We start from the raw sequence: 26507 nt of genomic DNA on the forward strand, positions 1-26507 counted from the left end.
AAGGCTTTATCCAAATATAGGTGAATAATTAAAACAATGATATTTAAATCCTCCATATCAAACGATTACATTTGGAGGGCCACTTGTCTTTACCCCGGAAATGGGTAAAATCATTGGAACTTACCTTCACCGGACAGCAACAGCGGACCATCCCATATATCGATTTTCTGGTTATTTTGAGTGGAAATTTTAGACCATACCGTAGAACTTCATTACCTTAAAATTTTTTAAGGTAGATTCAAACCATACCCCATTCTTATGATGAATACACAAAAAATAGTTGCTGTTCTCTTTCTTTCCATGGTAATTTTTGGCTGTGAAAGCGAGTCAAGTTCCGGTGACATCGATGAAATCGACGAAGTGCCCCCCAGTATAAACATTACCGGCATTAATGGTTCCTTGGAAGAGCTTACTGCGGTTAGCATCAATATTACTGACAGTTCCCCATCCGTTACCACAAAGGTGTCCATCAATAACGACCAAGTTTTGGAAACGACCCAAAAACAATTTACGTACGAAATTGACCCATTTTCGTTTCCTACTGGCGCTACAACGTTGACCATAAGAGCTGAAGATGAAAATAACAATCAAACTGAAGTAAATAGGACTTTTGAACTATCAAAATTGTTGGTCAAAATAGCTGATAATGTATCAAGGACAAATCCCGAATTTGTGGAAGTTTTCTATGCCGTCAATACTATGGACGGCGAACTGCTCGGCTATACTGATGCCGTAAATAGATGGGATACCGTAAAAATTTATGCGCCGGATAATTTTACGGTGCAACCCATTATCCTAACATCGTACATGCTCAGTTCTGCCATTGGTCCAGCTTTTGTGGCCACTTCATTTTCCAATATTGTCCCCGGCACCGATTTTTTTCCTTTTCAAGAAAATGCTGGCCAACGAACAGCAAATAATGCGGCGGCGTTTGACTCTGGTGTGGGTTTTAATGCTTCTTTTGATTTTTCAATTACAGGAATACCTTTTGAACCCGATGCATCGGAATTTGTAGGTTTTGGCAGTAGATATGGAGTTATTAGTAGCGCAACCATTACTCCAAATGGTACTGATTTTGATTTTTCATTGGCTTTTGGATATAGAAGTGAATCGGCCCAAGACGTTGTGATCACCAATGGAACTTTTGAACATCTCAACGAGTTGGTGGATTTGGAATATTTTGAAATTGCAGCATTGGAGAATCAATCTATTTCGTATGCAGACTTAAAAAAACCTGAAAATTTTATAGCTATTCAAATTCCGGAAACGGTATCCAGAGGTTCAACCGTACGCTTGGATGGAATTAAAGAAAATAACGACAGCCCATACGATGATTTTAGTTTTTTGCTGACTACACCTTTTGACGTGAACGGAACATCAAACAATGTTTCCAATATAAGTATTCCTCAAATAAGTGGGTTTGATGGAATACGTTTTACAGCAGGACTAAACCTCGCAGATAATGGCAAAACGTTAATCTCTTCCACCATTGGTATTGAAGATATCGTTGTTCCCGCTTGGGATGCTTCCTTAATTGGCAATGAAGTAACCGCGACGGGCGACTTTGATTTAATCGCTATTGAAACCCAAAGCGACCCAAATAACTTTGTACTTGAGGAATCTTTTAGGTGGACCTATTTTATGCCCAAACAAAATGAAATACAGATTCCTTTCTCGCTGATTGAGATTCCTGAACCAATATTGCAGAATCCAAAATTTCCCAATGTAGAACAAAGTGCTATGAGTACTACAGGGGATTTGACGATCACCCTGGAATCCTTTTCAGAAAAACCCAGCTATGAACAAAGTCTTTTTAGAAACGAATTTGAACAAGGGCGAAAAGGAAATGAACTATCATTGAGAATTCCTTTGTAAAATTGAAGTGTCCCCATTCCCGAAAGAATGTATTTTGTGACCTAGTTGCGGTATTTTTCTTTGTCATTTCGACATGAGGAGGCAACGACGATTGAGAAATCTAGATTTCTCACACTCCTTCCAGTCGGTTCGAAATGACACCCTCTATAATTCGTGAAGATTTGTGCAATTCCTGCCTGCGGCAGGCAGGCGTGTCGTACCATCCGCTACCCAAGATCGTATAATGTCAACTACTTGTTTTTCAGCCAGAAATAGGTGAACTCAGAAAACCTTTTTACATTTAGGATGACCAACCACTGACCCCATGCTGAAATTCTTTAGAAAAATCCGCCAAAACCTACTTTCCGAAGGAAAAGCGGGCAAATACCTCAAATATGCTGTGGGCGAGATCGTGCTTGTGGTCATTGGGATTTTGATTGCGCTTCAAATCAACAATTGGAATGAGGAACGGAAACGAAAAGAAAACTATCAAGCCACTATTGAGCAGATCTACAATGTGCTGGAATTGGAAAAACAGGAATTACGTTCCAATATTAAGGGGTTGAATTTGCAACAAAGGTATGCAGACAGCCTCTACAATTATTCCGATTCCCTAAACATTGAGCAAATTCCAGGGCTTCTTTTTTATATGGAGTCTGAACCTGAGACCTTTACTTCATCCATAGCCTTTCCTATTCAAAATATGGTTGTCAACCCAAAGGATAAAAGCGAAAACTTACTGGCGCGAAATCTGACCAATTATCTGTCCCAGTCTTCTTCGGATATCACTACAAGTGAAAAGACCATTTCAACAATTTTGATCAAGGAAGGTTTGCCGGTCCCTGCCGTTAATTTTGGGTATTCGCTCTTGATGGGAACGTTGAATGACCCCGGATACTTCAAGAAAAAAGATTGGGAGAAGGCAAAAATGCTACTCCAAACACAAGAAATTAAAACTGGTTTGATTCAACTTGCCCAACAAAAAGACTTTGAAAAAAATGTATTTGCGCAATTGGCTGAAATGGCAACCAATTCCATGGCGCAAATACAAAATCTGTATCCAGATGTTAGGTTGCTCTATGAAAATATTGGAATCGTTGGAGATGGTACATCCTATAAAAACTGGAGCAATGATGTTTTTTTGAGTCAGGTGGACGAAAAGAATGCGATTTGGGAAGCCCTTGTTGACTTGAATGGAGCGGGCATTAAAATCAGGGAAAACAAAAGCTGGAATGTAAACTGGGGAGGAGCCACTTTTCCAAAAGGAGAGCTGGAATGGTTTGGCCCCAATATCCCGACGGAAAAGGGAAAATTTCGACTTGTAGTCAATCTCTCTGAAAAGAATTATGAATTTATTCCTGTAGCCCAATGATCAAATTCTTTAGAAAAATTCGCCAAAAACTACTGTCGGAAAATAAGTTCAGTAAATACCTGCTCTATGCCGTTGGAGAAATTGTGCTTGTGGTCATTGGAATTTTATTGGCACTTCAAATTAACAACTGGAATCAACAACGGATTGAAAACAAACAGGAGATAGAAATACTGATCTCGATAAATGATGAGTTTCGATATAACTTAAGAGAACTTGACCGATCAATAAAAATTAATAAAAAAGTCGCTCAATCTTGCCTGGAATTAACAAAACTCATTAGACTGGACTCTATAAGCAAAGTACCGGAAATTGTTGACTCCTTACTCGTAAACATAGGTGATTTTAATTCATTCGATGCTAGAATTGGAGTAACGGAAGAAATTGTAAATTCAGGTAAATTAAGCATATTAGAAAATGATGAGATTCGAAATCACCTAGGTAACTGGCTAAAAATTCTAGCTGATGACGAAGAAGATGTTCTTTTCAGATCAGACAATTATACAATGAACTTGATGCCGTTTTTAATGAAACGATTTCCTCTATCAAACGGGGAACTCACAAAAAAATTGGAGTTTGATAAGAATAATTATTTGGTTACCTATAAAGAAAAGTCACCATTCAAGATGAACTTATCAACAGAAGATTTAATGCAATTTGAGAATCAAGTTTGGCATCATAAACATAATCATGACTATGTTGTTATAAATGAACTTAACATTAGAGACTTTGTGACTACAACAATAAAGATGATAGAAGAAGAACTAAATAAAAAGAAATAACGAAAGCACAACACAGTGAATAATTAATTGGGGGTGGAATTTCCACATGGAAATTCCTGCAATCAATTGCCTTTAAAATCGGGTGGACATTTTCCGCTGGAAAAGTCCGCAACTAATTATACAAGAGACCGTTATGCTTCATTACAGCCAATCACTGACCCATGATTAAATTCTTTAGAAAAATTCGCCAAAAATTACTGTCAGAAAATAAGTTCAGTAAATACCTGCTCTATGCTGTTGGCGAGATTGTGCTTGTGGTCATTGGGATTTTGATTGCGCTCCAAATCAATAATGCAAACGAACGCAGTAAATCCAGCGACATGGTGGATTTATACAAAAAGAATATTATTTCCGAACTACAAGCAGATATTGAGGAAATAAATAGGTTGGACAGCCTAATTAAAGCGCGTAAAAAATCAATTCAAGATTATGTTGATTATTACGAGCAGGACGAATTGGACATTGAACTTTTACATGATAAAATAAACAGTGCACAACTTACCCTAAGTGATTTCAATACCAAAACATATACGGTACAGGATTTGTTTACCACAGGAAATTTAAAGTTGTTTTCGCCCGCTTTAAAAAATGCAATTCTTGAATATAAAAACAAACAAGACCAAAGAATCCAGACGCAATTAAAAATCAACGATTTCCAAATAACAAAATTCAATGAGTTGGAAAAACATATTGATGCCTTGTACAGTAACGGCTTTTCGACCAAAGAACATTCCGAAGTAAAAGGCTGGGCAAACAACCTTGATTCACCACAGTTTCGTATGCAAAATAATTATATAGCCGGTTTTATGGAATATTACAACTTTCAATTGGGTTCCATTGAAAATGCAAAGGTAAACTCAACGGAGCTGTTGAACCAATTACAAGAGGATTAACGTCTTTAGCTCCTTTTACCCCATGCCCTATTTTGATAAATCATTTAACTTACACCAACTAAAAAACCATCCTCCTTGAAAACAACCAACATTATTCTGGCTTTTTTATTTGTGCTTTTGCTCAGCTGTAACACCAATACAAAAGAAAGTTCGACAGACAACCTGACCACAACTCAAAATTTTACCTCCAACGATTATCAAGACCTAGTGGCCTTGTTCAAAGAATGGAGAACGTTCGAAAATCCTCCGCTTTTGAATGGCGCTCCCGATTATACCGCGGAAACCTTTGAGAAACGTTGGCCTACATTCAAAGAATTGCAGTCTAAACTACAGACCATCGACACCACCAATTGGTCCGTGGAGAACCAGGTGGATTGGATGATCGTTTGGGCCGAAATGAACGGCTACGACTTCAACCAGCGCGTTTTACAACCTTGGGTGCGCGATCCCGCTTATTACAAAGTGGTTTGGGAATATAAAAGCGATGTGCCCGCCCACGAGGGACCCACCAATCATGGGACAACAGAATTGTGGACTTACGACTTTCCTTTATCCACCGAAGAGCGGTCCAGGCTATTGTCCGACCTAAAGGTAATTGCACCCTTCTACACCCAAGCCAAGAAAAACTTGACAGGAAATGCAAGGGAGTTATGGATCACAGGTATCCGGGACATCAAAAACCAGAGTGTAGTGCTCACCGAATTAAAAGAAAACGATGCCATTACAAACGATGCCGAACTGGTTGCCGTTATCGATGAGGCCATAGACGCCACCAACGATCTTGTGAGTTGGTTGGAGACCGAATCCGAATCAAAAACCGGCCCTTCGGGCATTGGCAAGGACAATTACACCTGGTATATGCAAAATGTACGCTTGGTGCCGTTGACTTGGGAAGATGAAGTGATGATCCTAAAACGGGAACTTGCCCGCGCATGGACCTCATTAAAATTGGTGGAGCACAACAACAGAAACCTGCCAGAACTGGTGGATGCGGACTCCCCAGAGGCCTATGATAAAATGGCCGATACATCCGCTAAAAGCTTGATGAATTTTTTGGAGCAACAGGACATCGTTACCGTAAAACCGTATTTTGACCCTGCCCTTCGCGAGCATTTGGGGGAATTTATTCCCAAGGAAAAACGTAATTTCTTCGCCATCGGGGAGCATTACGATGCCAGACCCCTCTACTCCCATTTTTACCATTGGTTTGAACTGGCGCGCATGGATTTGGAACCCCACAAAAGTGAAATCAGGAAAGGCCCGTTGTTGTATAACATTTGGGATTCCAGAAACGAAGGTACTGCCACGGCCGTGGAAGAAATGTTTATGCAGGCAGGGCTGTACAACGATAGCCCAAGAACCAAAGAGATCGTATACATCATGATCGCGCAGCGTGCGGCCAGAGGTTTGGGCTCGCTATATGCCCACGCCAATGAAATGACCATGGAAGAAGCCGGAGGTATCCACAGCGAATACACCCCGCGTGGTTGGATGAAGACCGAAAAAGAACTGCTCATTTTTGAGCAACACCTCTATTTGCGCCAACCTGGGTATGGCTCTAGCTATATTACCGGTAAATATTTATTGGAAGCCGCCTTGGCCGATTATGCCCGAATCCAAGAACTAGAGGGTGAACCCTTTGCCCCAAAGGACTTTTTTGATACGTTGAACAGCATTGGCAACATCCCTATTTCGTTGGGCCATTGGCAAATGACGGGCTCCAATGACCATTTAAAAATTATAACGGATTAAAATCGCTAGCTATCGCAATGCAATTTCCGAGACCGCTGGGCATAATGTCTGAAAAACGAAATCATGCAGCAATTACAAACACAGATACCCAATGAAAAAAACTCAACATATCCTTTTTGCAGTGCTATGTATGCTGTTTTTCACATCAGAATTATTTTCCCAAACCGATAAAGAGCAAATAGTATCCATTAGAAATGCTTCCAATTCAGCACTGAAGTCTTATGATACTAAAGAGGTGCTATCTTATTTAACAGATGATGCATTGACTACTACGGGAAATGGAACGCTCTTATGTGGGAAAGCGGAATTGGAACAATATATTTTAGAGGGTGGAAAAAGTAAAATGTATTGGATACGTGATACAAAAGACATTATAATCAATACAAAAAGAGGTTTGGCTTGGGAAACTGGGGTTTGGAATGGATATGACCCAGAAAAAGGTGAAGATTCCATAGTCAACGGGAATTATTCAGCAATGTGGACCAAAGCATCTGGAAAATGGAGAATTAAATCACAGCTTTTTGTGACCCTGAGAGAAAATTAAAGTGTTATGCACTAACCTTGTATAATCCATTACTCCCTCCTCTCCTAAACTAAATTCCCTACTTTTAATAAAACAACCACTGATAGCCGAGGCCGTTACATAACATTATCAACATGGGAAGAATTATAGTTCTACTTTCATTTATCATAACTATCACAAGTGTAAACGCACAGCAAAAGATCACGTATTTGCTCAACAAGCAAGCCGATTTAAATAAAGTAACGGTTCAAATCACTTTTGATGCGCTACCGGCCAGTGATGCCTATTTAGTGATTCCAAGAAGTGCCCCGGGAACTTATAGTCTTACCAACTACATGGCCTATGTGGACGATGTTGTGGGCTATACCACTACAGCTAAGCAGTTGACTGGTATGATCGGGGACGGCAGCTTCTTTATGTTTGGAGAAAGTAATGACCTTCTGAATAAAGTGAGTTATACGGTCGATATCCAAAAAATGGAAAATGATTTATTGGATGCCGCTATGAGTTCCAAAGCCAGAAAAGACTATCTGGGACTGTTTGGCTATTCCGTATTTGGATGTATTGAAGGAATGGAAACAGAGGCCATCAATTTAACTATCAATACCGACCCAACATGGCCTATTTTCAGCACCTTAAGGCCCGATACTCATCGAAAATACGGAGCGGATAGTTATGAGGTCGAAAATTATGCCGAACTGGTCGATGCTCAATATCTCTTAGGTACCGGCGTTCAGGTGATTCGAGTTGAAGAAGCGCAAATTCCTTTATTCGTAGCAGCCTATACTGAGACCACCGTTGCTTTGGAAGGCATTGGGGACACAGGCTTATCTTCGCTGCAGAAACTTGCCGATTACTTTGGATACGTTCCCATGCCACATTACACCCTGGTTTATGAGTTTCTAAAACCAATTTCGGAAAGGCATGACTATGGTTTTAATATGGAACACCTAAATAGCATGACGGCACACAGGGATATTTCCCAGGAATATCATCCCAATAGAGATTTAGGAACCATCTTACATCATATGGGGCATTCATGGATGCCGTTAAGATCCTGGGGGGAAGGTTATCGCCCATTTGCATGGCAAGTGGCACCACTTGTAGAAACCATCTGGTTAAATGAAGGGTTTATATGGTATGTTTCATACGCTAATATCCTTAATAACGAGGAAATAGTAAACTGGTGGAAGTCCAACATGGCCACTGCTCCGGATTTTATTAAAACCAAAACCTTAAAGGAATTATCTCTTCTGGGTTCAACTCAATATGCCTCTGATTTCAGAATAGGGAAAAACCTTTTTTCAAGAGGAGCTTTAATGGCTTATGATTTAGATGAGCATATTCAAAAACAAACCAACGGGGAAAAATCCTTTAAGGATGCTATGCTTGGACTGCTTAATTGGTCTAATAAAAATCAAAGAGCCTTTACATACAATGAGATTGAGTCGATAATGTCTCAGACCACAGGTGTGGATTTAAGTGCGATATGGAATACATGGCAAAAAGCACCGAAATAAATTAAACGTTATGTAACATTTTGTAAAAGTAATGGCAGGCAATATGGTAATTTTCAAGGTTTGTAGCCCCCTCTCCCACAAGATTGTCCCTTGCATCCCACTTGCTTTTATCCCAGAAATAGGTGAAATTAGGTCAATTGCAATATAGGTGAACACTGATAGCTCCATTAAATGAAAAAATCAACTCGTATAACGGCCATTATACTGTTATTTTTTAACGGCATATCTGCATTGTTTGGAGGCGGAAGTTTACTGTATGATCCATCAGGAAAGTCTTTACAAATGCCGATTGCGTTTTTAGAAAACTCCCCTTTTACCAACTTCCTGATTCCGGGTGCTATTTTGTTCTTGGTAAATGGATTGTTCAATGTAGTTGTTGGGATACTCGGGATACGGAAAAGTAAACTGTTCGCAAACCTTACCGTACTCTGCGGACTCTTGTTGATCGGTTGGTTAACGATTCAGATATTAATTATACGGCAATTCTATGCACCGGCACACGTGCCCTATTACCTTGTTGGGTTCATCTTGGTAGTTCTTGGAGTAAAGCTCAGAACTAAGCATGAATGAAAAAACGAAATGGTTTACCTAATGCGAAGCACACCCCCGCTCCCTCCAGATTGTATCTTGTGGCCCACTTGCAGTACTTTCTTTATCATTATGACATGAGGCGTGCAACGCCGATTGAGAAATCTAGATTTCTCACGCTCCCTTCGGTCGGTTCGAAATGACACCCTCCAACATTCGTGATGATTCTTGCAATTTGTGTCCAACGTAAAAAACCTGCCTCCACAGGATTGGATCGTATGAGCCATTGGCGGTACGAATCCCGTGTGACAATGATTGTTTAAAAGAGATTTCTCCTCGTCCCGATAGTTATCCGGACTCACTCGAAATGACAGCTATGACCCCAAGGGTCATTGCTACATAAGGAACACAGTGACGGTCAGTTGAGCAATGTCCATATCCATTTAATTCACTTTTTTAAAGCACCTACTTTTCCAGCACTCCGAAACTGGCTGATAAAAAATAGCATTCCAAGGGTAAAAGATATCAAGGCCAGGGTAAAGAACAATTCATTTTGAGTAAAAAAGTCCAAAAATGGCAATAACACAATGGGAGATAAGAATTGCCCCGTAAACCAGAAGGTTGTTAGTCTCCCGATTTCCCTTCCCCTAATTTCCGGCGGCGCCAATTGCATGACCCAAACATTGGCATTCGGAATCATTAAACCTAAGCCTAAACCCGCTAAAATGGTTCCCAACAGCACTGCGGAATAGGAATCTCCATAGGATATACTCAAATAAGCCAGGGCCATCAACACATATCCTGCGCCAAAGACCTGATTAAAACTGAACCTATCCTTTATTTTGGAATAGGAAAATGCAGAAATTGCCGAGAAAAATGTACTGGATGCGATGGCGATGCCTATAAGGGTGTTACTTTCAATTCCTATGGATTTAAGGTAAAATGGAATCTGTACTGGGATAATGAAAAAAAGAATCCACATGATCATCACATTGATGAAGACCATCCAGATTATCGAGGGCGACTTAATCTTGGTGGGACTTTCATGAACTGTTTTTGTGATTTTTGGCTCCTTCAGAAAAAGGTATACGGTTGGTAGTATCAAAATTGAATAGAGATAGAGCAGAAAGGGTATTTTCCAATTAATATCGGCCAATATTCCCCCTAAGGTGATAAATACGATTCCCGCAATGGACATCACCGCTATTTGAAGTCCGGCAAATTTTTGCCTAAGCTGGCCTTCATAGTAATCGGCGACCAAGGTAGTGACGATGGTCATACTGACGCCCACGCAGGTACCCAACAGCGCCCTTCCGGCCAAAATAACATAAAGATTGTCCGACCAATAACCGGCAGTTCCACCAATAGCATAGAGCACCATGGAGGCGCCCAACAACTTCAACCTACCAAATCTATCAATAAAAAGGCCTGCAAGGATTGCACTTATAGCGATAAAAATTCCAGGGAAAGAAAGAGAAAGCTTTACTAAGTCGGTACCATTGGGCAGATCCTGAAAAGATTTTGTCATATCCGGCAAGGAGGCGGATACCGTAATCATGGACATTATGGTGAGGCTACTAACCAATAGTAGAGCGGTCTTAACCTGCCAGCTTTGTGTGTTCATTGTTCCACATTTAGAAAAAATGCCCGCGGTAATACCTTGGGCATTCAATTATTTGGCATTCTGGATTAAGCCATCTGACCTTTCATCAATTTAGGAAGCATCTCCTTAAAATTTTCTTTTTTGTTGAGATGTGGCAGTGGTTCAGCAGGTTCTTCAACCCCGAGAAATTTGCATAAGGGGGCCCATCCATCACGAACATCATAAACCAAAAGTTTATCGTTTGGCACATGGTCCTTAACACTTTCAATATGTTTATCCCACACCATTTTGGCATGTTCCTTATCTTCAAACTGTCCACTCATTTCTCCCACGAAAAATGTTTTCTTGAAAAATTTAATACAGTCCACTACTTTCTTAATGCGGGGAGTAGTCACTAATTTGAACAACATCTTTATCTTTTCCCCAGGTGTCTGCGGGCCGGCTCTGTAGACTGTACTGTCCACGCTTTTGTACCACGCATCAAAATCCCTCACGGTAAGTATCACTTTGGCATCTGGATATTGTTTCATGTGTTCTTTGTACCAAGGATACCCTGGGAAATCAACCGTACCGTCAAAGCCATTGTATAGCTCGTCCCATTGGGTTGTTCCCGTTTCAGAGAGCTCTTTCCAGTATTTAAGTTGAACCGGGTTAACCAATAATTCCTTCATGTGATAAACCCTATCACAGTATAGAATTTCCAGTGAACGTTTTAGCGTTGTTGTTCCCGTACGGGGAAAACCCGCTCCTATTATTTTAATAGACATAGTTTTTTGGTTTAGTTAGTTGGTGTTATTTATTGAGCGTTGGCATTTTCAGGTGGTGGTGGCATCTTAAACTCGAATGTTTCGGGTTGAGGCTGAATCGGTTTTAAATCCTTCCCTTCAAAACCGGGAAAATCTGGCATAAACTGGGTGGCCCTAAACTGGCCATAAATAAATGGCCCTGTAGGTTGGGAGGCTGAACCATCGGGCAATACGTAATGATGCACATACGGATTCCAGTATTCCCATACAATTTCCTTATCGGGTGTTACCTCAAAAAAACGTCCTTTTGCACCCGAAGCGATTAGCGTATTCCCATTTTTTAAACGTTGTGCCCCTGAAATAAAGGCGGAGTAAAATGAGTATTTATCAGGTGCCATATAATCCCACTGAGGTTCCTTTGGACCGAATGGGGCATTTTCTTTGATTTCATAGGAACCGCTATTGTCCTTCGGAGGTGAAAATTCAAAAACGGCACTATAATTCCCTAGATCCTCAATTTTTACTTGGGGGTCAGGAGATTGGGCTTGCATAATTGCTGCCCATACCGAAGGCAGCTTGTTCCCCGGTTCAGGAATATCATTATTAAAGACAATTAAGTTTCCAGCACCTGGATATCCTTTTGGAATCCACTTTACATCATGTTGTCCATAAAGAACTTGATCTTCTTCGGTACCTCGACCATAATTTTGGGGATTGCCCCATCGGTACAGGAGGTCTCCCGCTTCACCTTTGGCTTCTTCAGTGCTGATGCTATGATCAATAATATAAACTTCATGTAAGTGGGGAGAGCTAAAGACAATTTGATCTAACTCTGCATTATACGCCACGGCGTTAACGTGGGTGATATCAGAATTTTGATTGTCCACGGTAGCGTTGGAGGTTGTAAATCCCATTTTCTTCATTTGCTCTATCTGCTCTTCGGTCATTGGTGGGCCTCCCTCGCCCCCACCGGCATTCACATTAATTTTTCGGGGATGTTCAGCAACTATTCCGTAGTTAGGCTTAGTGGAATCGCGGTCTTGAACAATGTGGTCCCACATCCGCCATTCCCATACCACCTCTCCACCTTTCGGTCTCTGAGGTTTAATCTCAATAATTTTATCTGGCCAAATGCCCGCCTTAGCGGTGTGCTCTGGGTCCCTACCAGCTGCAGCCGCTTCCTCTGGCGATATTACCTCATAGCTTATGGCTAGAATATTTCCATTGGGCAGTATTTCAATATCATGATGAATCAGTTCAGTTTCTGTGGCATATTCATAATCCCAAAGCAGATTTCCATCCCAATCATACTCTCGGATACGTCCTGCCTGTCCACCAGCCGCGAAGGTTGGGAAATCAATATCACGATCAAGCCGGATAAGGTTTCCGTTATCCTGAAGGTAGGATTGCATACAATTTAATTCTCCAGTCCATTTATGCACCACTTCGCCTTGCTTATTAATAATGAAGGTTTCCGTACTGCTTGAAGGCTGGAATAGAACATAACCTGGAGTGGCCTTTTCAGAGTTAAGGATCAATCCCCTCTCTTCAGTTACGCCGGTTATACTTCGAGTATCATCAGGTTTCCATTGCCGAATTTCGGAAGTGGTTTCAGCGGGTTGGTGTTCGGGTTCGGTCTTACAGGATTGAAATGTAATAAAGACCGAAAAAATGGCTGCAAAGAATAATCTGTAATTCATGTTGTATTGGTTTTATGAAATTGGTTAACAGAAGATTCGGTAGCAGTAACCTTACTAATATATGTTAAAAAAATGTAAAATTCATCAAATGAAAAGGTAGAATATCAAACTTTTCTGGTAGTGTAGGAATAGGGCTTATATTATTGTAAGTCAGAATAATATTAGAAAATTATTCTAGGTATGGATCTTTTAGTGACAAGTTGTTTTTTGAGGGTTTTAAACCCAGTGGAAACCACTTAAAAGTTTAAGATCTCACTCGCTCCCTTAGTTCGGTTCGAAATGACAGCCCCACAATCTTCGTGAAGATTCATGCAATTTGTGTAAGGCCCCTAGCCTTTCGTTCCAAACCTGCGTATCTTTGTAGTATGGAAGAGGGCAAGAAAATTATTCTTTTCGATGGTGTATGCAATCTATGCAATAGTTCGGTCCAGTTTGTAATCAAACGGGACAAAAAAGACCTGTTCCGTTACGCCGCCCTACAAAGTACAATTGGGGAAAAGTTGGTGGCAGAACGCAACATTGATACCAGTCAGGTAGATTCCATAGTTCTCATAGAACCGGGAGTGGCCTACTACACCAAATCAGATGCTGCACTTGAGATTGCGCAAGACCTGGGCGGTCTTTGGAAGTTGATGGGGATTTTCACCTGGATCCCCACCTCCATCCGTAATGCTATTTACGACTTTGTGGCTCGAAACCGCTACAAATGGTTTGGCAAACAGGAATCCTGTATGATTCCCACTCCGGAGCTAAAGGCCAAGTTTTTAGGATAAGGTAACTACGCAACGTTAACGTCAATCAGCCATCTTATCCAAAACTGAAGATGAAACATCTCTTTATCATATTCGCATTTGGTATTTTCTTATCCAACTGCACCAATGATGACGCGCCCAAAGAAGACATACTTACCGGAACTTGGAACGTACAGAACATCAGCGGTGGGTTATCGGGCATCGATGATGATTATGAGGCTGGGGTCATTATCTGGACCTTTAGTGCAGAAAACGCCACTTTGAGCGTTGAAAACAACAATGAGGCCAATGTTATCTACGATGGATTGCCTTCAGGAAATTATGCATACTCAATCTTAACCGTTGAAGGCGAACAATTTTTGGAAATTAATGGTCAAGGGCAGTTTGGTATTGTTCTATCCAACGGACAGGTGCTCTTGGATCAAAATAAAACCTCAACGGGTACTGGAGCGGATGGTTTTCAGATAATTCTTGTGCCTTAACCCAATATTATTTGAGCTCATCCAAATGGTCATCCCACTCCTCTACATGGGGTTCTCCCAATTTTCCAACCGATTTGGCTACAATCATGGAAACAGTGGCATCACCCGTAACGTTAACCACAGTTCGGCACATGTCCAAGGGTCGGTCCACCGCAAAAATCAAGGCCAAGCCAATGGCCAATTTATCCGCAGGGAAACCAATGGATTCCAAAACGATGACCAACATCACCATTCCCGCACCAGGAACTGCCGCAGAACCAATGGAAGCCAACAATGCCGTTAAAATAATGGTCAACTGCCCAGAAAAAGTGAGATCAAACCCAAGAGCTTGCGAAATAAAAACAGCTGCTACCCCTTGATACAGACTTGTTCCATCCATGTTGATGGTCGCTCCCACGGGCAACACAAAACTGGACACTTCCTTATCCACACCAATATGTTCCTCCACACGCTCCATAGTCACAGGCAAGGTGGCCGCACTGGAGCTGGTGGAAAAGGCCAATAACTGCGCCGGACTGATTTCCTTTAAAAACCAAAACGGGTTCTTCTTGGTATAGGCCGATACAATGATTGTGTAAAAGACAATCATTAAAAGGAGCCCCAAGACCACCACTCCTGCATATTTCAAGAGCGCCAGTAGCAGGTCAGGGTCGCTTGAGGATACTACCACTCCTGCCAAAAGCGCAAATACAGCGTAAGGTGCCGTGAGCATGATCAAATCCACCATTTTAAGGACCACATCGTTAAGGGCATCGAAAAAATCTTTTAAGGGTTTTGCCTTTTTCTCCCCGATCAAGAGCATGGAAATGGCCAACATGATGGCAAAAAATATCACTTGGAGCATTAATCCGTTATCGCTCATAGCCGAAAAAGCATTGTCTGGGACCATGTCAATCAAAAATTGCAGGGGGCCGCTTTCCTTTTGCCGAGAGGCTTCTTCCAACTTAGAGGTAACCCCAGCATCTCCAGCATAGGTATCCGTAAGTTTGGTCACTGTTTCTTCCGAAATGCCATTACCGGGTTGAAGTACGTTCACCAAAAGAAGACCAATGGTGATGGCCACCACCGTGGTGACGATATAAGTGCCAATAGTTCGCAAACCAATGCTTTTGAATTTTGAAATATCCTTTAAGTCAGAAACTCCCTTGACCAATGATGCCAAAATAAGCGGAATGGCTATCAGTTTGAGCAGTTTTACAAAAATGGTTCCTAAAGGCTGGATCCAATCTGAAACAAAATCTATCCCCCAAGTTACCTGGGTCATTGCAAATCCAAATAGGATACCCAAAAGCATCCCGATAAGAATCTGCCAGTGCAGTTCAAGTTTACGCATGAGTAGTTTTTAGGAAAGTAAGATAGTATTTTGGCGGGAAACGCCCTAATGCGGTCAAATTTTATTGGTGCGGGCCAACAGGGTAAAGTCCGCCAAGACCAATGCTGCCATGGCCTCCACAATGGGCACCGCTCTGGGTACCACACAAGGGTCGTGCCTTCCCTTGCCTTGGGTGGTCACTGGCTCTCCTTCTTTATTTATAGTTTCGTAGGACTGCAATATGGTGGCCACAGGCTTGAAGGCCACATTAAAATAGATGTCCATGCCATTACTGATACCGCCTTGCACTCCCCCACTTCGGTTGGTTTTGGTGGTACCATCTGGGTTAAAGGCATCATTGTGCTCACTACCCTTCATTTTAATCCCTTCGAATCCACTACCATATTCAAATCCTTTTACCGCATTGATGGAGAGCATGGCAGCACCTAGTGTAGCGTGGAGCTTATCAAAAACAGGTTCGCCCAAACCGATAGGTACATTTTGAACAACACAAGTAATGACCCCGCCTATGGTATCGCCCTCTTTTTTGATGGATTTGATGTACTCCTCCATTTTCTGGGCCATTTTAGGATCGGGGCAGCGCACAGGGTTCGATTCAATCAATGAAAAGTCCAATTCCTGATACGATTTTTCCATTTTCAGTTCTCCAACCTGAGAGACAAAGGCATTGATTTGAATGTCACTCAAAAACTGTTTGGCAATTGCACCGGCCACCACCCTGCTGGCCGTTTCGCGGGCTGAGCTGCGCCCCCCTCCGCGATAATCGCGAAAACCATATTTCTTATCATACACATAATCCGCATGGGAGGGCCTGTACGAATCCTTGATATGGGAGTAATCCTTTGATTTTTGATTGGTATTGTGGATAGCAAAACCGATGGGTGTTCCAGTGGTTTTTCCGTCAAACAAACCGGAGTAGATTTCAACCGTGTCGGGTTCTTTTCGCTGTGTTACGATGGACGATTGACCTGGTTTTCTTCGGTTTAATTCCAATTGGATTTTTTCGATATCCAATTCCACCCCTGCAGGGCAACCATCCAATACGCCACCAATGGCTTTTCCATGTGATTCACCAAAGGTGGTCAACCTAAAAAGTTGCCCAAAAGAATTTCCAGCCATCCGGTATAAAAATTTGTGGTTGCCCAAAGGTAGATGTTCTAACCCTAATTAAAAAGCAACTCCAGCAGTTAATCTTAATGTAACATAGGATTCTTAGCCTTGATGTTTTGTTAACCATATCCTCATAAATTATTGATTTGAATTTGATTTTCAGTTTATTCCTACGCCGTTATTTTGCATTTAAACCCTATACATTTGAAAAAAAGGAAGATAGAACTGGCGGTTATATCAGATGTCCATCTTGGAACCTATGGCTGTCATGCAGATGAACTCATTGCTTACCTGAACAGCATACAGCCGAAAAAGCTCATTTTAAATGGGGATATCATTGATATTTGGCAGTTTAGCAAACGGTATTTTCCTCCATCTCACTTAAAAGTGTTGAGAAAGCTCATCGGGATGGCCTCAAAAGGAACGGAAGTTTACTATATCACTGGAAATCATGATGAAATGCTTCGTAAGTTCAGTGATACTTCAATGGGAAATTTTAAAATAGCGAACAAGCTAGTCCTGAATTTGGATGGTAAGAAAGCATGGATTTTTCATGGTGATGTTTTTGACGTTTCCATCCAAAATGCCAAATGGCTGGCCAAACTTGGCGGATACGGATACGACCTCTTGATTTTGATCAATAGCTTTGTGAATTGGTGGTTGGTGAAGTTGGGCCGCGAAAAATATTCTTTGTCAAAACGTATCAAAAACAGCGTAAAAAGTGCGGTAAAGTACATCAATAACTTTGAAAAGACCGCGGCAGAACTCGCCATTGAAAATGAGTATGATTATGTAATCTGTGGGCACATCCATCAACCCAAAAAGGAGCGCTATGAGAATAAAAATGGGAGTTGTATCTATCTCAATTCTGGCGATTGGGTAGAAAATTTGACCGCTTTGGAATATTCGTTCAAACGTTGGAGAATCTACCATTACAACCATGATAGGTTATCCCCATTCTTTGTGGATGAAGACCTTAAGGAGATGGACATAAACGAACTGATCGCTTCCATAACCGACAAGGAAGTAGATATGGAGGAAATCAATGATGAGGACTTACCTAATGAAAATTTCAACGACGAATCTTCATCAAAAGAAAATACCAATGATCAAAAGCAAAACAAAGCGAAATTAGACAATCAAGGCTTTGCGCAAGATTGATACCGGGTGCAGGGCATCCCTCTCCGTGCCATCCTTTATTTGATGCCTACAACTTGTTCCATTGGAAGCAATCAATGTTTGCTCATCAGTTTTCTTCACCGCCGGGAACAATTTTAAACTTCCCACCTTCATACTGGTTTCATAATGTTCCTTCTCATACCCAAAGGAACCCGCCATACCACAACAACCTGACGCAATTATGGTGACTTTGTAATTTTTGGGGAGATTCAATACATCAAAGGTTACCTTTTGATTGCTCAATGCCTTTTGGTGGCAGTGGTTATGCACTTTTACGGTACGTTCCTCTTCGGTAAAACTCCCGGGGGTAATATGACCTTCAGAAATCTCACGAGCCAAAAATTCCTCAATTAAAAAAGATTGGGAAGCTAATTTCGAAAGAAGTTGTGTATTATCATGAAGGCGCTGATACTCATCCCGGAATGAAAGTATAGCTGAAGGCTCCAACCCTACAATAGGAACATTTTTGTCCAAATACGGTGCTAATTTGGACATGTTCTTGGCCACCAATTTTTTTGCTTGTTTTAAAAATCCTTTGGAGAGATAGGTCCTTCCGCTTTCAGCATAAAACAGTTCCACATCATAGCCCAACTTGCTCAGGAGCTCAATAGCGTCTTTTCCAACCTCAACATCCAAGTATTTGGTGAACTCATCCAGATACAGCACCACTTTCTTTTTGGAAAGGTCAGTGTTCTTCAGCTTGAATTTTTCCAAATGCTTTTCAAAGTTGAAGTTATACACTTTGGGGAAACTTCGCTCCGAAGCTACACCAGCAGTCTTTTTCAACATTCCGCTCAAGGTCTTGGAACCGTAAACCGCATTGGTCAACCCTGAAATTTTGCTTCCCAACGCATTCAGTTTGGTATTGTGGGCAAATAGTTTACTACGTAACGGATATCCATTGGATTCCTGATATTGATAGAGAAATTCCGCTTTTAAGGTAGCCACGTCCACATTACTGGGACATTCACTGGCGCATGCCTTGCAGCTCAAACATAGGTCAAAGACTTCCTTGAGTTCCTTCTGGTCAAACCGATTCGGCTTTTCCGATTGGGTCAAAAACTCCCGCAATGCATTGGCTCTACCACGAGTGGTATCTTTCTCATTCTTTGTGGCATGGTAGCTGGGGCACATGCCGCCAGACATCGTATGACTCTTTCTACAATCTCCACTTCCATTACATTTTTCAGCGGCTTTTAAAATGCCTTCACTGTCCGAGAAATCCATCAAGGTTTTCACTTTGGGTTCTTCCCGATCTACTTCATAGCGCAACGATTCATCCATAGGAAACGCATCCACTATCTTCCCGGGGTTGAATATGTTGTTGGGGTCGAAAGCCTTTTTCACCCGTTTCAACAACTCGTAATTGGCTTCGCCAATCATTAATGGGATGAATTCGGCACGAACAATTCCATCGCCATGCTCTCCACTGAAACTTCCTTTGTATTTTTTGGTAAGCTTGGCCACATCCGTAGTGATCGAACGGAACAAGACCACATCTTCAGACTTTTTAAGGTTAAGGATAGGACGCAAATGCAGTTCCCCTGCTCCAGCGTGGGCATAATACACCGCTTGCTGGTCATATCCCTTCATGATTTGGGAAAACTCCCCGATAAAATCCTTTAAATCCTCCAACGCAACGGCGGTATCCTCAATACAGGCCACCGCCTTTCGGTCACCTACCATATTACCCAAAAGACCCAGTCCTGCCTTACGCAATTCAATGGCCTTATTGATATCATCTCCCATTAAAATGGGATTGGCATAACTCAATCCAGACTTCTCGATGGTCTTTAGCAAGGCCTGTAACTGCTTTTGAAGGTCCTCTCCGGTGTAGGCTTTCAATTCCAACATTAAAATTCCAGCGGGATCCCCGTCAACAAAAAAACGATTGGCCAACTGTGCCCTGTTATTTTTGGTGCAGTCCAAAATCACCTTGTCCATCATCTCGCAAGTATGCAGGTTATGTTGCATAACGGGTGCCACATCGCTCAAACAATCTTCCAAGGTTTTGTAATGCGTGGCCACCATAGCAGATAACGGTGGCGGCAAATCATCCAATTGCAGGGTGATTTCAGTGGTAAACGCCAAAGTGCCTTCGCTACCAGACAGTAATTTGCAGAGGTTAAAATCCTCTTCATCGTTTCCGAAAAGATTGTTCTTTAAAAGTTCGTCCACCGCATAGCCCGTATTCCTTCGGTGTATGCTGGGTTTTGGAAATTCGGCAAGTATGTTCTTTTGATTTTCTTGGTTTGAAAGCTCTTCTTCCAAGGATGCATAAATACTACCTTCCAAGGTGGCTTCCTGTTTTTTGGAATCGTAAGTTGCTTTGGAAATGGCCGAAAAAGTTGCTTCGCTGCCATCGGAAAGCACACATTTCATGGCAAGTACCTTATCCCGCGTAACCCCATATTGAATTGAAGTCGTTCCCGAGGAATTGTTACCCACCATACCCCCTATCATACATCGGTTGGATGTTGAGGTGTTGGGACCGAAAAAAAGACCGAACGGTTTTAAATATTGATTCAACTCATCCCGTACAACACCGGGTTGCACTTTTATCTGCTTTTTTTCTTTGTCCAATTCCAAAATTTGGGTGAAATGCCTAGATACATCCACCACAATACCATCGCCAACGCACTGTCCGGCCAAAGAGGTCCCTGCCGTTCTGGGAATAAGTCCTACTGTGTTGGTATTGGCAAAGCGAATCAATGCCTTAAGATCATCACCGTTTTTGGGATAAGCCACGGCCAAAGGTGTCTTGCGGTACACTGAAGCATCAGTGGCATACAGGGCTCTACTAAGGTCATCAATCAATAGTTCTCCCTGCAGTTCTTCAGAAAGGGCTTTTAACAAATTTTTATTCAATGTGGAATAATTTTTACCTTCAAAAAAAGTTTATATGCTCTAGAAGATGTACAAAACTATCTCTAATTTTTAACTTAACGAGTAAACTTATGAAGATTACCACATTATTTGCTGCGCTTTTTTTGTTTGCAACAGCCTCCGTTAGTGCGCAGGAGATTTCAGAACATGCTCTTGGTCTCCGTTTGGGCGACAGTGATGGGTTTGGGGCCGAAATTTCCTATCAGAAATCCATAGGGAGGTATAACCGAGCTGAATTTGACCTTGGCTGGCGGGATAGCAGGTATTTTGATGCCTTTAAACTTACTGGCATTTACCAATGGGTGCACCAGTTGGATGGCAACTTTAATTGGTTCTATGGCGTAGGTGGTGGATTGGGAAGCGTTGATTTTGACCACCCCGACCCAGTCATTGATGATGATTATGACGGTCTCTTCGTCTTTGCTGCCGGGGATATTGGTGTGGAATACAACTTTGATATTCCCCTACTCCTTTCCTTGGATTTTAGACCCGAAATTGGACTGGTGGGCTATGACGGATTTGACAATGATTTTGACTTTGATATTGCCTTAGGAATACGATATCAATTCTAAAAAACAAGCTTATAAAGATCCACCCTTGGCCTTTCATTAGGTCAAGGGTTTTTTTATGCAATAAGTTATGAATACCTTAGCAGCTTAAATAACATGAAATGAAAAAAGTATTTGCAATTGTGCTGGGGGTTGTATTCTTGGCATCATGTGGTTCTAAATCTGATGGATATACATTAAATGGTACGGTTGATGGCGAAATGGACAATGGTACTTTGATATACCTAAAAACTACAGATTCCATTAACCAATTGGTAGATATTGATACCACCACCATTGAAAATGGGGTTTTTAGTTTCAAAGGGTCTCAAGCAGAACCCAAACTGCATTACATTTTTATGGAATCCAATAGAGGGAATATCCCTTTCATTCTTGAAAATGGTGAGATAGATATCGAGTTCCAGAAGGATAGTATGAACTATGCCAAGCTCAAGGGAACACCTCAAAACGATTTTTTTATGGAATTCTTGGATGAGTCAAGAGTACTTTCCGAGCGCGCCATGTCCATGCAAAATGATATGAGGGCTGCCGCTCAACAAAGAGACACGGCAACGGTGAATGCATTGCGGGAAGAGTTTATTGAATTTCAAGAGGAAGCCAAAAACTTTAATGTTGATTTTGCCAAGAACCATCCCGATGCCATGATTTCTGTATTGATCATTGGCAATCTTATGATGAGCAAAGCCATCCCTCAAGATGAAATTAAAGCATTGTTTGAAGGTCTTTCCCCTGAAATGAAGGCCACCAAGCCCGCCATGGAACTAAAGGAGCGCTTGGATAACATGAAATCTACGGAAATTGGTGCGGTGGCACCAGATTTTTCGGCCCCTACTCCCAGTGGTGAGACCTTGGCCTTGAGCGAGGTAACCCAAAAAGGCAAACTCACCTTGGTCGACTTTTGGGCTGCTTGGTGCCGACCATGCCGTATGGAAAATCCCAACATAGTTTCTGTTTACAACAAATACAAGGACAAGGGATTTAACGTACTTGGGGTTTCCTTGGATACTCGCGCAGAGGATTGGAAAGGGGCCATTGAGGCCGACGGATTGGCTTGGAACCATATCTCCAACCTAAAGCGCTTTCAGGACCCTATTGCAGAATTGTATAATGTTGATGCCATACCTGCAGCTTTTCTCTTGGATGAAAACGGTGTTATAGTGGCAAGGGACTTGCGTGGATCCGCTTTGGAAGAAAAAGTGGCAGAACTTCTCAATTAAGAAGAAATAAATTCAAATTTAGATGAAGGTTCAAGGTTTTCTTGAACCTTTTTTATGGGTCATATTTTGCCCATCTTCTCCAAAACAAACAAAATCACAATCGGGATGGCCAACAGAACCACAATAAAAGTATCTGTTGCAAACAATTCTGGTTTAAACAGTAAAGTGGTGGCATAACCGCCAATGGCACCACCAAAATGGGCGGTATGGCCAATATTGCCCAGTCTACTTTTCATCCCGTAGATGGAATAGAGCAAATAAGCGATCCCCAGCACGTATGCCGGCAATGGTATGGGAATGAACATAATGCCTAACTGCATATCAGGATTCAATAAAATGGCGGCATATAAAATTCCCGTCACGGCGCCACTGGCGCCAACCGCACTGTAATATGGTTCATTCTTATGAAAAAACATAGCTAGCAAGCTTCCTGCAATAAGGCTAATAAAGTAAATGATCAAAAACTTTCCTGGGCCAAACCAATTGATGACCACATTGGCAAAAAAATATAGGGTGAACATGTTGAAGAACAAATGGGAAATATCAACATGCAAAAATCCAGACGTAACGGTTCTTTCCCGTTGTCCGGCTTGTATTGCCCCAATGCTGAACTTATATCGGTCGAAAAAAGTGGCATCACTAAAGCCCCGTAGTGACACAATTACGTTGGCGGCTATAATGCCGATAGTTGCTATATGCAAATTGAACATGATTGTACAGGTTTGGATTCAAATATAGCTATATTTGCACACAAGAATCGTTATGCAGCTGGCCGTATTTATCCTTGCTTACCCATTGCTCTGGTTGGTTTCCAGACTCCCTTTTAAACTTATTTACCTTCTTTCGGATGGAATTTATGGGCTATTGTACTATGTTATAGGCTATCGCAAAAAAGTAGTCCGCGAAAATCTGGCCTTGGTATTTCCTGAGAAATCGGAAAAGGAACGACTTCAAATCGAAAAAAAATTCTTTCACCACATGTGTGATATGTTCATGGAAATGATCAAGACCATGGGTATCAGCAAAAAAGAAATCCAAAAACGATTTACCGTAACAAACATGTCGTTATTGAACGATCTTGAAGAAAAGGGAATCAACACCATGCTCATGCTCCCCCATTACGCAAGCTGGGAATGGGTCTTGTCATTAAACCTCCAAATAAAATCCAAAGGCTATGGTATCTATCAAAAAATACAGAACAAGTATTTTGATAGATTGGTTCGACAAATCAGAGGCAAGTTCAATACTACTTTGATTTCCACCAAGGAATCCAAAAAAATTCTAAAAGCAGCAAAAGAGAGCAATGAGTTGCTAATGGTGGGCATTATCAGCGATCAATCACCCATGGTTATAAGAGCAAAATATTGGACAGAATTTATGGGAATAGTAGTGCCTGTTCATGTGGGGGGCGAGGAAATCTGCAAAGCAAATGGCATTGTTCCTGTCTACCTAAAAGTTTGTAAAAAGAAAAGGGGCTATTATGAAGGGACTTTTAAAATAATTACCGAGAACCCAACAGAAGTCGAAAATTATAAGATTACCGATGCTTTTTTAAGGGAAACTGAAAAATCTATCCGTGAAGCTCCCGAGTATTATTTTTGGACCCACAAAAGATGGAAGCACCGTGACAAAGCTCCTGAAGTTCTCCAACAATAAGTTATGAATGAGCCAAATGGATACTAATGGGTTAAAAATCCTATACTTTTCTTAAAAACCAGTGAAGGTTCAAGATTGTTTCATACATTAATCGAAATCAATCAATCAAAAATGAGACAGTTATCAACCCTTGTACTCCTGTGCTGTTTTGCACTGTCCTTTGGGCAACGTCCTGCAAAACAAATTTCAAACGAAACTTTAGAAACCATTAAAAAGGATGTTTGGATACCCTTTATGGAAGCTTATGACCAATCCGATTCGCAAAAATTAAAGTCCATTCACTCCAAAGACATAGTTAGGGTGACCCAGGACCAAAATCTAATTGAGACTGGGGAAAGTTACTTAACGAACTTTGGCCAATTTGTGGAATCCGTGAAAGCACAAGGAAATCAACTCGGAATCGCTTTTGCCATTCTGTCCACCGCCATGGACGAAAGTGGTGAACTTGCCTACCAAACCGGATATTATCGGTTCAGCTCTAAACGCGGAACAGACGAAGACTTTGTGGTAAGAGGCTACGGAATATTCAGCGTTGGGCTCAAAAAAGAGAATGGTTCATGGAAAATATGGCTCGATTCAGACAAGCATATTGACCTTCCCCACGAAGAATTCAATGCCCAAGAAATTGTGTATGAATTGGAGGAATCTTAATTGATTCCAGCCACCTCCTTAATTTCACCAATGATTCGGTCTGCTAGCCGATCTGCTGCTTCCTGTGATTTGGCTTCGGTATAAATCCGGATGATGGGCTCGGTATTGGACTTGCGTAAGTGCACCCAGTTTTCAGGGAAATCAACTTTTACACCATCAATGGTCGAAACTTGCTCATCTTTGTATTTGGTATGCATGGCTTCCAATAAGGCGTCCACATTTAACTCCCGAGTCAGCTCAATCTTCTTTTTGCTCATAAAATAGCTTGGGTAACTGGCTCGAAGCTCCGCTACAGTTCCACCTCGCTCCGCCATCAACATGAGAAACAAGGCCGTTCCCACCAAGGCATCCCGGCCATAATGGCTTTCAGGATAAATAATACCTCCATTACCTTCCCCACCAATAATGGCATTGTTGGCCTTCATTTTGGCAACGACATTCACTTCGCCAACGGCAGCCGCTTCATAAGTGCCACCATGTTTTTCGGTGATATCCCGCAATGCACGTGATGAAGACAAATTGGAAACGGTATTTCCCTTAGTTTTACTCAATACGTAATCGGCACAAGCCACAAGTGTATATTCTTCGCCAAACATTTCCCCATCATTGCTGATAAACGCCAAACGGTCTACATCGGGGTCGACCACAATACCAAAATCAGCCTTTTCCTCCACTACTTTTTTGCATATATCCCCTAAGTGCTCTTTTAAAGGCTCTGGATTATGTGGAAAATGACCCGTAGGGTCACAGTACATTTTAATGACTTCGACTCCTAATTCTTCCAATAATTTTGGGATAGCGATACCCCCAGTGGAATTCACTCCATCCACAACTACCTTGAAACCGGCTTTTTTGATGACCTCTGCATCCACTAAAGACAGTTCCAGAACTTCATCCACATGGATGTCCATGTACGAATCGTTCTTGGTGATTTCTCCCAAATCATCCACTTCTGCAAACTCAAAATCTTCTTTTTCAGCCAAAGCTAAAATCTTAGCTCCTTGTTCTGCATCCAAAAATTCGCCCTTCTCGTTCAACAATTTAAGCGCGTTCCACTGCTTTGGGTTATGACTCGCCGTTAAAATAATGCCGCCATCAGCCTTTTCCAAAGGCACCGCAATTTCAACCGTTGGCGTGGTGGACAATCCTAGGTCAATCACGTCAATTCCAAGGCCCACCAAGGTAGAAACCACCAAATTTTGAATCATCTCACCCGAAAGTCGGGCATCACGACCAATAACCACAGTTAGTTTATCCTTGTTGGCATACGATTTTAACCAAGTTCCGTAGGATGCTGCAAATTTAACCGCATCCAGTGGGGTAAGATTATTGTTGGTTTTGCCTCCTATGGTTCCTCGTATTCCAGAAATTGATTTGATCAGTGTCATAAATTGTTAAAAAA

The 26507-nt window shown here is 41.6% G+C and carries 23 protein-coding genes; 15 read left to right on the plus strand and 8 right to left on the minus strand.

Features of this window, described 5'->3' with window-relative positions; translation table 11 throughout:
- The first annotated feature begins 258 nt into the window (after positions 1-258).
- From FG28_RS17320 to FG28_RS17355, 8 genes are all read left to right on the plus strand, one after another.
- Entirely contained in the window at positions 259-1875 is a 1617-nt protein-coding gene (locus FG28_RS17320) for a hypothetical protein (protein ID WP_156102320.1), read from the plus strand.
- A gap of 304 nt (positions 1876-2179) precedes the next feature.
- Complete coding sequence (locus tag FG28_RS20285; protein ID WP_051947451.1) at positions 2180-3226, plus strand: DUF6090 family protein; 1047 nt, start codon at positions 2180-2182, stop codon at positions 3224-3226.
- Positions 3223-4005 (plus strand): DUF6090 family protein, encoded by a 783-nt coding sequence (locus FG28_RS17330; RefSeq protein WP_036385142.1) that lies wholly within the window; start codon positions 3223-3225, stop codon positions 4003-4005. The genes FG28_RS20285 and FG28_RS17330 overlap by 4 nt, the downstream gene beginning before the upstream one ends.
- Before the next feature lie 161 nt (positions 4006-4166).
- Entirely contained in the window at positions 4167-4898 is a 732-nt protein-coding gene (locus FG28_RS20290) for a DUF6090 family protein (RefSeq protein WP_051947452.1), read from the plus strand.
- A 75-nt stretch (positions 4899-4973) separates the two neighbouring features.
- Positions 4974-6650, plus strand: a complete 1677-nt coding sequence (locus FG28_RS17340; RefSeq protein ID WP_036385145.1) for a hypothetical protein — start codon at positions 4974-4976, stop codon at positions 6648-6650.
- Between the two features lie 91 nt (positions 6651-6741).
- Entirely contained in the window at positions 6742-7194 is a 453-nt protein-coding gene (locus tag FG28_RS20295) for a DUF4440 domain-containing protein (protein ID WP_197062628.1), read from the plus strand.
- Positions 7195-7307: 113 nt separating this feature from the next.
- Positions 7308-8693 (plus strand): hypothetical protein, encoded by a 1386-nt coding sequence (locus FG28_RS17350; protein WP_036385148.1) that lies wholly within the window; start codon positions 7308-7310, stop codon positions 8691-8693.
- A 171-nt stretch (positions 8694-8864) separates the two neighbouring features.
- Positions 8865-9263, plus strand: coding sequence for a hypothetical protein (locus FG28_RS17355; protein ID WP_036385150.1), 399 nt, complete (start codon positions 8865-8867; stop codon positions 9261-9263).
- 406 nt (positions 9264-9669) lie between these two features.
- Here the strand turns inward: FG28_RS17355 and FG28_RS17360 are convergent, their stop codons facing one another.
- From FG28_RS17360 to FG28_RS17370, 3 genes are all read right to left on the minus strand, one after another.
- The gene (locus FG28_RS17360; RefSeq protein ID WP_036385152.1) at positions 9670-10845 is read right to left on the minus strand and encodes an MFS transporter; all 1176 of its coding nucleotides are present in this window, start codon (positions 10843-10845) and stop codon (positions 9670-9672) included.
- Between the two features lie 65 nt (positions 10846-10910).
- Complete coding sequence (locus tag FG28_RS17365; protein WP_036385154.1) at positions 10911-11591, minus strand: sulfotransferase family protein; 681 nt, start codon at positions 11589-11591, stop codon at positions 10911-10913.
- Between the two features lie 29 nt (positions 11592-11620).
- Entirely contained in the window at positions 11621-13270 is a 1650-nt protein-coding gene (locus tag FG28_RS17370) for an aryl-sulfate sulfotransferase (protein WP_051947455.1), read from the minus strand.
- Positions 13271-13635: 365 nt separating this feature from the next.
- Here FG28_RS17370 and FG28_RS17375 point away from each other — a divergent pair, with 365 nt between their 5' ends.
- Both FG28_RS17375 and FG28_RS17380 read left to right on the plus strand, forming a co-directional pair.
- A complete protein-coding gene (locus FG28_RS17375; protein ID WP_036385156.1) occupies positions 13636-14043 on the plus strand; it encodes a thiol-disulfide oxidoreductase DCC family protein in 408 nt (135 codons plus the stop codon).
- 50 nt (positions 14044-14093) lie between these two features.
- Entirely contained in the window at positions 14094-14504 is a 411-nt protein-coding gene (locus FG28_RS17380) for a hypothetical protein (RefSeq protein ID WP_036385158.1), read from the plus strand.
- A gap of 7 nt (positions 14505-14511) precedes the next feature.
- Here the strand turns inward: FG28_RS17380 and FG28_RS17385 are convergent, their stop codons facing one another.
- Complete coding sequence (locus tag FG28_RS17385) at positions 14512-15837, minus strand: dicarboxylate/amino acid:cation symporter (protein ID WP_036385160.1); 1326 nt, start codon at positions 15835-15837, stop codon at positions 14512-14514.
- 54 nt (positions 15838-15891) lie between these two features.
- Entirely contained in the window at positions 15892-16956 is a 1065-nt protein-coding gene (gene aroC / locus FG28_RS17390) for a chorismate synthase (RefSeq protein WP_036385162.1), read from the minus strand.
- A 195-nt stretch (positions 16957-17151) separates the two neighbouring features.
- Between aroC and FG28_RS17395 the strand changes: the two genes are divergently transcribed.
- Positions 17152-18108, plus strand: coding sequence for a UDP-2,3-diacylglucosamine diphosphatase (locus FG28_RS17395; RefSeq protein ID WP_036385164.1), 957 nt, complete (start codon positions 17152-17154; stop codon positions 18106-18108).
- Here FG28_RS17395 and FG28_RS17400 read toward each other — a convergent pair.
- A complete protein-coding gene (locus FG28_RS17400) occupies positions 18079-20994 on the minus strand; it encodes an FAD-binding and (Fe-S)-binding domain-containing protein (RefSeq protein WP_036385166.1) in 2916 nt (971 codons plus the stop codon). The genes FG28_RS17395 and FG28_RS17400 overlap by 30 nt on opposite strands.
- An 89-nt stretch (positions 20995-21083) precedes the next feature.
- On the opposite strand from FG28_RS17400, the gene FG28_RS17405 reads away from it, so the two are divergent.
- Both FG28_RS17405 and FG28_RS17410 read left to right on the plus strand, forming a co-directional pair.
- Positions 21084-21584, plus strand: coding sequence for a hypothetical protein (locus FG28_RS17405; RefSeq protein WP_036385168.1), 501 nt, complete (start codon positions 21084-21086; stop codon positions 21582-21584).
- A gap of 98 nt (positions 21585-21682) precedes the next feature.
- The gene (locus tag FG28_RS17410) at positions 21683-22798 is read left to right on the plus strand and encodes a TlpA disulfide reductase family protein (protein ID WP_036385170.1); all 1116 of its coding nucleotides are present in this window, start codon (positions 21683-21685) and stop codon (positions 22796-22798) included.
- 59 nt (positions 22799-22857) lie between these two features.
- Here the strand turns inward: FG28_RS17410 and FG28_RS17415 are convergent, their stop codons facing one another.
- Positions 22858-23508: a rhomboid family intramembrane serine protease gene (locus tag FG28_RS17415; RefSeq protein ID WP_036385172.1), complete on the minus strand. Its 651-nt coding sequence runs from the start codon at positions 23506-23508 to the stop codon at positions 22858-22860.
- A gap of 34 nt (positions 23509-23542) precedes the next feature.
- Here FG28_RS17415 and FG28_RS17420 point away from each other — a divergent pair, with 34 nt between their 5' ends.
- Complete coding sequence (locus FG28_RS17420) at positions 23543-24454, plus strand: lipid A biosynthesis acyltransferase (RefSeq protein WP_316930876.1); 912 nt, start codon at positions 23543-23545, stop codon at positions 24452-24454.
- A gap of 111 nt (positions 24455-24565) precedes the next feature.
- Entirely contained in the window at positions 24566-25105 is a 540-nt protein-coding gene (locus FG28_RS17425) for a DUF4440 domain-containing protein (RefSeq protein ID WP_036385176.1), read from the plus strand.
- Here FG28_RS17425 and glmM read toward each other — a convergent pair.
- Entirely contained in the window at positions 25102-26493 is a 1392-nt protein-coding gene (gene glmM, locus FG28_RS17430; RefSeq protein ID WP_036385178.1) for a phosphoglucosamine mutase, read from the minus strand. The genes FG28_RS17425 and glmM overlap by 4 nt on opposite strands.
- Between the last annotated feature and the right edge of the window lie 14 nt (positions 26494-26507).

It is taken from the genome of Muricauda sp. MAR_2010_75, assembly GCF_000745185.1.
In the GTDB taxonomy this organism is placed as follows: Bacteria; Bacteroidota; Bacteroidia; order Flavobacteriales; family Flavobacteriaceae; genus Flagellimonas.

What these genes read in the sequence shown, in the direction of transcription:
- FG28_RS17320 (WP_156102320.1), top strand. Translation starts at nt 259, where the DNA reads ATGATGAATACACAAAAAATAGTTGCTGTTCTCTTTCTTTCCATGGTA.
- FG28_RS20285 (WP_051947451.1), top strand. Translation starts at nt 2,180, where the DNA reads ATGCTGAAATTCTTTAGAAAAATCCGCCAAAACCTACTTTCCGAAGGA.
- FG28_RS17330 (WP_036385142.1), top strand. Translation starts at nt 3,223, where the DNA reads ATGATCAAATTCTTTAGAAAAATTCGCCAAAAACTACTGTCGGAAAAT.
- FG28_RS20290 (WP_051947452.1), top strand. Translation starts at nt 4,167, where the DNA reads ATGATTAAATTCTTTAGAAAAATTCGCCAAAAATTACTGTCAGAAAAT.
- FG28_RS20295 (WP_197062628.1), top strand. Translation starts at nt 6,742, where the DNA reads ATGAAAAAAACTCAACATATCCTTTTTGCAGTGCTATGTATGCTGTTT.
- FG28_RS17350 (WP_036385148.1), top strand. Translation starts at nt 7,308, where the DNA reads ATGGGAAGAATTATAGTTCTACTTTCATTTATCATAACTATCACAAGT.
- FG28_RS17355 (WP_036385150.1), top strand. Translation starts at nt 8,865, where the DNA reads ATGAAAAAATCAACTCGTATAACGGCCATTATACTGTTATTTTTTAAC.
- FG28_RS17360 (WP_036385152.1), bottom strand. Translation starts at nt 10,845, where the DNA reads ATGAACACACAAAGCTGGCAGGTTAAGACCGCTCTACTATTGGTTAGT.
- FG28_RS17365 (WP_036385154.1), bottom strand. Translation starts at nt 11,591, where the DNA reads ATGTCTATTAAAATAATAGGAGCGGGTTTTCCCCGTACGGGAACAACA.
- FG28_RS17370 (WP_051947455.1), bottom strand. Translation starts at nt 13,270, where the DNA reads ATGAATTACAGATTATTCTTTGCAGCCATTTTTTCGGTCTTTATTACA.
- FG28_RS17375 (WP_036385156.1), top strand. Translation starts at nt 13,636, where the DNA reads ATGGAAGAGGGCAAGAAAATTATTCTTTTCGATGGTGTATGCAATCTA.
- FG28_RS17380 (WP_036385158.1), top strand. Translation starts at nt 14,094, where the DNA reads ATGAAACATCTCTTTATCATATTCGCATTTGGTATTTTCTTATCCAAC.
- FG28_RS17385 (WP_036385160.1), bottom strand. Translation starts at nt 15,837, where the DNA reads ATGCGTAAACTTGAACTGCACTGGCAGATTCTTATCGGGATGCTTTTG.
- aroC (WP_036385162.1), bottom strand. Translation starts at nt 16,956, where the DNA reads ATGGCTGGAAATTCTTTTGGGCAACTTTTTAGGTTGACCACCTTTGGT.
- FG28_RS17405 (WP_036385168.1), top strand. Translation starts at nt 21,084, where the DNA reads ATGAAGATTACCACATTATTTGCTGCGCTTTTTTTGTTTGCAACAGCC.
- FG28_RS17410 (WP_036385170.1), top strand. Translation starts at nt 21,683, where the DNA reads ATGAAAAAAGTATTTGCAATTGTGCTGGGGGTTGTATTCTTGGCATCA.
- FG28_RS17415 (WP_036385172.1), bottom strand. Translation starts at nt 23,508, where the DNA reads ATGTTCAATTTGCATATAGCAACTATCGGCATTATAGCCGCCAACGTA.
- FG28_RS17425 (WP_036385176.1), top strand. Translation starts at nt 24,566, where the DNA reads ATGAGACAGTTATCAACCCTTGTACTCCTGTGCTGTTTTGCACTGTCC.
- glmM (WP_036385178.1), bottom strand. Translation starts at nt 26,493, where the DNA reads ATGACACTGATCAAATCAATTTCTGGAATACGAGGAACCATAGGAGGC.